The sequence below is a fragment of the Pedobacter sp. 01N416 genome, from assembly GCF_056399685.1.
In genome coordinates this window covers 1-396 of record NZ_JBFTRT010001133.1, presented here as the reverse complement: position 1 = coordinate 396, position 396 = coordinate 1, and the positions used below count along the sequence as shown (strand labels likewise).

Annotated in this window: 1 pseudogene; it reads left to right on the top strand. The window is 42.2% G+C overall.

The features are described from left to right. Positions 1–396 (top strand): annotated as a pseudogene (locus AC1DND_RS29580) (type VI secretion system protein TssR domain-containing protein); the annotation flags it as partial.

Sequence of the window (396 nt, the reverse complement as noted above, 5' to 3'; positions counted from 1 at the left end):
GCTTTTATGGCAACGCGCTTTCTCTAACCAAAAAACAGGTTATGCAGAAAAAGCCATCGGTATCGTAAACGGGAAAAATGCCTTAACCGAACCAAAGTTTTATTTCGATACAACCGATTCTATCCTGGTTTACAATACACCCGAACTTAAAGACCGACGTACAAAAGTAAGGTTGCACGAAATTGCCTATATCTACAAAAAATCAGAAGATGGTAAGAAATATCTGATAGGTTCTGATGACCAGCTGGTTGCAGATACTGCTTTAAAAAGTATTTACGGCTGGGTTTCTGCCGAAGCTGTACACAGCTGGGGCGATCGTTTGTACATTACCTCGGTTAAACCAGGCGATTACGACAGGGATGATTCTACCTCTATAGCCCTCTACCTCTATAGCCC